General features: G+C 71.2%; 2 protein-coding genes and 1 pseudogene. All 3 read right to left on the bottom strand.

Annotation, left to right across the window (positions count from 1 at the left end):
* Nucleotides 1–95: 95 nt before the first annotated feature.
* Nucleotides 96–2,801: a pyruvate dehydrogenase (acetyl-transferring), homodimeric type gene (gene aceE / locus AB0O01_RS36445; RefSeq protein ID WP_365320418.1), complete on the bottom strand. Its 2,706-nt coding sequence runs from the start codon at nt 2,799–2,801 to the stop codon at nt 96–98.
* Nucleotides 2,802–3,118: 317 nt separating this feature from the next.
* Entirely contained in the window at nt 3,119–3,769 is a 651-nt protein-coding gene (locus AB0O01_RS36440; RefSeq protein ID WP_365320417.1) for a GntR family transcriptional regulator, read from the bottom strand.
* Between the two features lie 254 nt (nt 3,770–4,023).
* Nucleotides 4,024–5,090 (bottom strand): annotated as a pseudogene (gene sucB, locus AB0O01_RS36435) (2-oxoglutarate dehydrogenase, E2 component, dihydrolipoamide succinyltransferase); the annotation flags it as partial.

The following is a 5,090-nucleotide window of genomic DNA, read 5'->3' as shown; positions in this document are numbered from 1 at the left end:
ACCACCCCCCCCCCCCCTTCGTCGGTCTCGGGGAGGCTGCACCCCGCGCGACCAGCCCCCACCGACCCGCACCCGAACTACTACCCGCGGCCGGACTACAGCCCGTACCGCTCCCGCGCTTCCTTCACCGAGGTCGCCGGGACGGCACCCCCGCGGGCCAGCCGTGCCAGCGCCGCCACGACGATCGACTCCGCGTCCACCCCGAAGTGGCGGCGGGCCGCGTCACGGGTGTCGGAGAGGCCGAAACCGTCGGCGCCCAGCGAGGTGTAGTCCTGCTCGACCCACTGCGCGATCTGGTCCGGCACCTGGCGCATGTAGTCGGACACCGCCAGCACCGGGCCCTCCGCGCCCTGGAGCGCCTGCCGTACGTACGGCACCCGCTCCTCGCCGCGCAGCAGGGCCGCGTCCGCCTCCAGGGCGTCCCGGCGCAGCTCGGTCCAGGACGTCGCCGACCAGACGTCCGCCGCCACGCCCCACTCCTCGGCGAGCAGCCGCTGCGCCTTCAGCGCCCAGTGGATCGCCGTGCCGGAACCGAGGAGCTGGATGCGGGGCGCGTTGACCGCCGCCACGTTCAGCCCCGCGGACTCCGCCGTGTTGAAGCGGTACAGGCCCTTGACGATGCCCTCGTCGATACCGAGCCCGGCGGGCTTCGCGGGCTGCGGCAGCGGCTCGTTGTAGACGGTCAGGTAGTAGAAGACGTCCTGGTCCTCGCCGGGCGCGGCCTCCCCGTACATCCGGCGCAGGCCCTCGCGGACGATCACCGCGATCTCGTAGGCGAACGCGGGGTCGTAGGAGAGCGCGGCCGGGTTGGTGGAGGCGATCAGCGGGGAGTGGCCGTCGGCGTGCTGGAGGCCCTCGCCGGTCAGGGTGGTCCGGCCCGCGGTGGCGCCGATGAGGAAGCCGCGGCCGAGCTGGTCGCCGAGCTGCCACATCTGGTCGGCGGTGCGCTGCCAGCCGAACATCGAGTAGAAGATGTAGAACGGGATCATCGCCTCGCCGTGCGTCGCGTACGCGCTGGACGCGGCGATGAAGTCGGCCATCGAACCGGCCTCGGTGATCCCCTCGTTGAGGATCTGGCCGTTCGTGGCCTCCTTGTAGTACATGAGCTGGTCGCGGTCGACGGGCTCGTAGGTCTGGCCCTTGGGGGAGTAGATCCCGAGGGACGGGAACAGCGACTCCATGCCGAAGGTGCGGGCCTCGTCGGGCACGATCGGCACCCAGCGCTTCCCGGTCTCCTTGTCCCGGACCAGGTCCTTGACCAGCCGGACGAAGGCCATGGTGGTCGCCACGCTCTGGGTGCCCGAGCCCTTGTCGAAGGAGGCGAACGCCTTCTCGGCGGGGGCGGGCAGCGGGGCCAGGGGGTGCGTGCGGCGGGCCGGGGCCGGGCCGCCGAGGGCCGCGCGGCGCTCCTGGAGGTAGCGCACCTCGGGGGAGCCGGCGCCCGGGTGGGCGTAGGGCACCTGGCCGTCGGCGAAGGCGGAGTCCGGTACCGGCAGCTCCAGCAGGTCGCGCATCGCCTTGAACTCGTCCACCGTCAGCTTCTTCATCTGGTGGTTGGCGTTCTTCGAGGCGAAGCCGGTGCCGAGGGTGTGGCCCTTGACGGTCTGCGCCAGGATCACCGTCGGCGCGCCCTTGAACTCCACGGCCGCCTTGTACGCCGCGTACACCTTGCGGGCCTCGTGGCCGCCGCGCGAGAGGTGGAAGCACTCCAGGATCTTGTCGTCGCTGAGCAGCTTCGCCAGCTCGGCGAGGGCCGGGTCCGCGCCGAAGAAGTCCTGGCGGATGTAGGCCGCGTCCCGCGTCTGGTACGTCTGCACCTGGGCGTCCGGGACCTCGCGCAGCCGCCGCAGCAGCGCGCCGGTGGTGTCGAGCGCGAACAGCTCGTCCCAGGCGCCGCCCCACAGCGACTTGATCACATTCCAGCCCGCGCCGCGGAACTGGGCCTCCAGCTCCTGCACGATCTTGAAGTTGGCCCGGACCGGGCCGTCCAGACGCTGGAGGTTGCAGTTGATGACGAAGGTGAGGTTGTCCAGCTCCTCGCGCGCGGCCAGCGCGAGCGCCGCCGTCGACTCCGGCTCGTCCATCTCGCCGTCGCCGAGGAACGCCCACACGTGCGAGGACGAGACGTCCTTGATGCCGCGGTGCGTCAGATAGCGGTTGAAGCGGGCCTGGTAGATCGCGGAGAGCGGGCCGAGGCCCATGCTGACCGTCGGGAACTCCCACAGCCACGGCAGCCGCCGCGGGTGCGGGTAGGAGGGCAGACCGCTGCCGCCGGACTCCTGGCGGAAGTGGTCCAGATGCTGCTCGGAGAGGCGCCCGTCGAGGAAGGCGCGGGCGTAGATGCCGGGCGAGGCGTGGCCCTGGATGTAGAGCTGGTCGCCCGAGCCGTCGCCCTCCTTGCCCTGGAAGAAGTGGTTGAACCCGGTCTCGTAGAGCCAGGCGGCGGAGGCGAAGGTGGCGATGTGCCCGCCGACGCCGTACTTGCTGCCGCGGGTCACCATCGCCGCCGCGTTCCACCGGTTGTACGCGGTGATCCGGGACTCCAGCGCCTCGTCACCGGGCACGGCCGGCTCGGCGGAGGTCGGGATGGTGTTGACGTAGTCGGTTTCGAGGAGCTTCGGCAGCGCGATGCCGGTGCCCTCCGCGCGCTCCAGGGTGCGGCGCATCAGATACGCGGCACGGTGCGGGCCGGCAGCCCTGGCGACGGCGTCCAGTGAGGCCTGCCACTCGGCGGTCTCCTCCGGGTCCCGGTCGGGGAGCTGGTCGAGCGCGCTCGGCTGGATGGCGTAGGGGTCGGTCATGTCGCCGCCTTCCTCAGTCGAAGGGGGTTCCCTCATCGGTAAGGGTTCGGGGGTGCCCTTGGTCTTTGGCAGGACAGGGCGTGAGGCTCTGGTGGAAGCCCATCGGTGACTGTAACTCCCTGATCGATGATCGATCAAAGGGTTGAGGGGGAAAATCTCTTGATCACGAGAAAGTGGGCACGGGGTGTCATTCGAACGGGCACGCGGTGCCGTTTTTTCGCCGGATTTTCGCCGTTTTGTCGCAGGGCTCCGGCGGGGGCTCCGGCAGGGCTCCCGCAGGGTTTCCGCAGGTGGGGGAGGTCTGGGCGAACGGGCGCTCACCCGTCGCCGGTCGGCTGCTCCGGGCTGGTGTGGGGCGCGCAGCCCAGCACATGCGCCTTCACGATCTCCGCGATCCGCGGATCCCGGCGCCGGAACGCGTCCACCAGCTCCTCGTGCTCCTCGGCGTACGACTGCTGGACCGTGCCCAGCCAGCGGATCGACAGCGCCGTGAACACCTCGATGCCGAGCCCCTCCCAGGTGTGCAGCAGCACCGAGTTCCCGGCCGCGCGGACCAGCTCCCGGTGGAAACCGACGGTGTGCCGCACCTGGGCGGTGCCGTCGGCGCGGCTGTCGGCCTCGTACAGCGCCGTGACATGGGGCTCCAGGGCCGAGCAGTCGTCGGCCAGCCGCTGCGCCGCCAGCTCCGCGGCGATGGCCTCCAGCCCGGCCCGCACCGGGTAGCTCTCCTCCAGATCGGCCGCGGTCAGATTGCGCACCCGCACGCCCTTGTTCGGCGCGGACTCGATCAGCCGCAGCGACTCCAGCTCGCGCAGCGCCTCGCGCACCGGGGTCTGGCTGACCTCCAGCTCCGTGGCGATCCGCCGCTCCACGATCCGCTCGCCCGGCTGCCAGCGTCCGCTGATGATCCCCTCGAGGATGTGCTCGCGGATCTGTTCGCGCAGCGAGTGGATGACGGGCGCGGTCATGAGAGCTCCTTAACGTTTGACGTTTAGACAATACGGCGGGAGCGCTCCGCTGGGGTGGTGGGGCGGGGTGCTTTCGTGCAGGTGAGATGAGGGTTACACGGGGTTCTACGCGCCTAGTGGGGTGGGTGGATTCTCATGGTGCGGCGGGTGCGGGTGGGTCGTGGCTGGTCGCGCAGTTCCCCGCGCCCCCAAAAAGGGCGACGCCCCCGCCCCGGGGTTTCCGGGGCGGGGGCGTCCTATGTGCCGAAGGGCTGTTACAGGCCGAGTTCCACCTCGAACTCGCCCGCCTCCAGGATGGCCTTGACGGCCGTCAGGTAGCGGGCCGCGTCCGCGCCGTCGACCAGGCGGTGGTCGTAGGACAGGGTCAGGTATGTCATGTCGCGTACGCCGATGACCGTGCCCTCCTCCGTCTCGATGACCGCCGGGCGCTTGACCGTGGCGCCGATGCCCAGGATGGCGACCTGGCCGGGCGGCACGATGATCGTGTCGAACAGCGCGCCCCGCGACCCCGTGTTGGAGATCGTGAAGGTCGCCCCGGCCAGCTCGTCCGGCGTGATCCTGTTGCCGCGGACCTTGCCCGCGAGATCCGCCGTGGCCTTGGCGATACCGGCGATGTTCAGATCACCGGCGTGCTTGATGACCGGGGTCATCAGGCCCTTCTCGGAGTCCACCGCGATACCGACGCTCTCGGTGTCGAAGTAGGTGATCGTCCCCTCGGCCTCGTTGATCCGGGCGTTGACGACCGGGTGGGCCTTCAGCGCCTGGGCCGCCGCCTTCACGAAGAAGGGCATCGGGGAGAGCTTGACGCCCTCGCGCGCCGCGAAGGAGTCCTTCGCCTGCGTCCGCAGCCGCATCAGCCGGGTGACATCGACCTCGACGACCGAGGAGAGCTGCGCCTGCTCGTGCAGCGCCTTGACCATGTTGTCGCCGATGAGCTTGCGGATGCGGGGCATCTTGACGGTCTGGCCGCGCAGCGGCGAGACCTCCAGCGTCGGCGCGCTCTTGCGGGCGGCCGGCGCGGGGGCGGCGGCAGCGACCGGCGCCGGAGCGGCGGCGGCGGCCTTCGCGGCCTCGGCGGCGGCCAGCACGTCCTGCTTGCGGATCCGGCCGCCGACGCCCGTGCCCTTGACGGCACCCAGGTCGACACCGTTCTCGGCGGCGAGCTTGCGCACCAGCGGGGTGACATAGGCGCCCTCGTCGGTCGCACCGGCGGCGGGCGCCGGGGCGGCCGGGGCGGCCGGGGCAGCCACCGGGGTGACCGGCGGGTGACGGTCCGTCGGATTGAGGCGGTGGGGGCGGGGCAGGTGGAGCGTCACGTACG

The sequence above is a fragment of the Streptomyces sp. NPDC093252 genome (genome assembly GCF_040683675.1).
GTDB lineage: Bacteria > Actinomycetota > Actinomycetes > Streptomycetales > Streptomycetaceae > Streptomyces.
The sequence above is the reverse complement of the archived record's forward strand: the minus strand, read 5'-3'. Positions and strand labels throughout refer to the sequence as shown.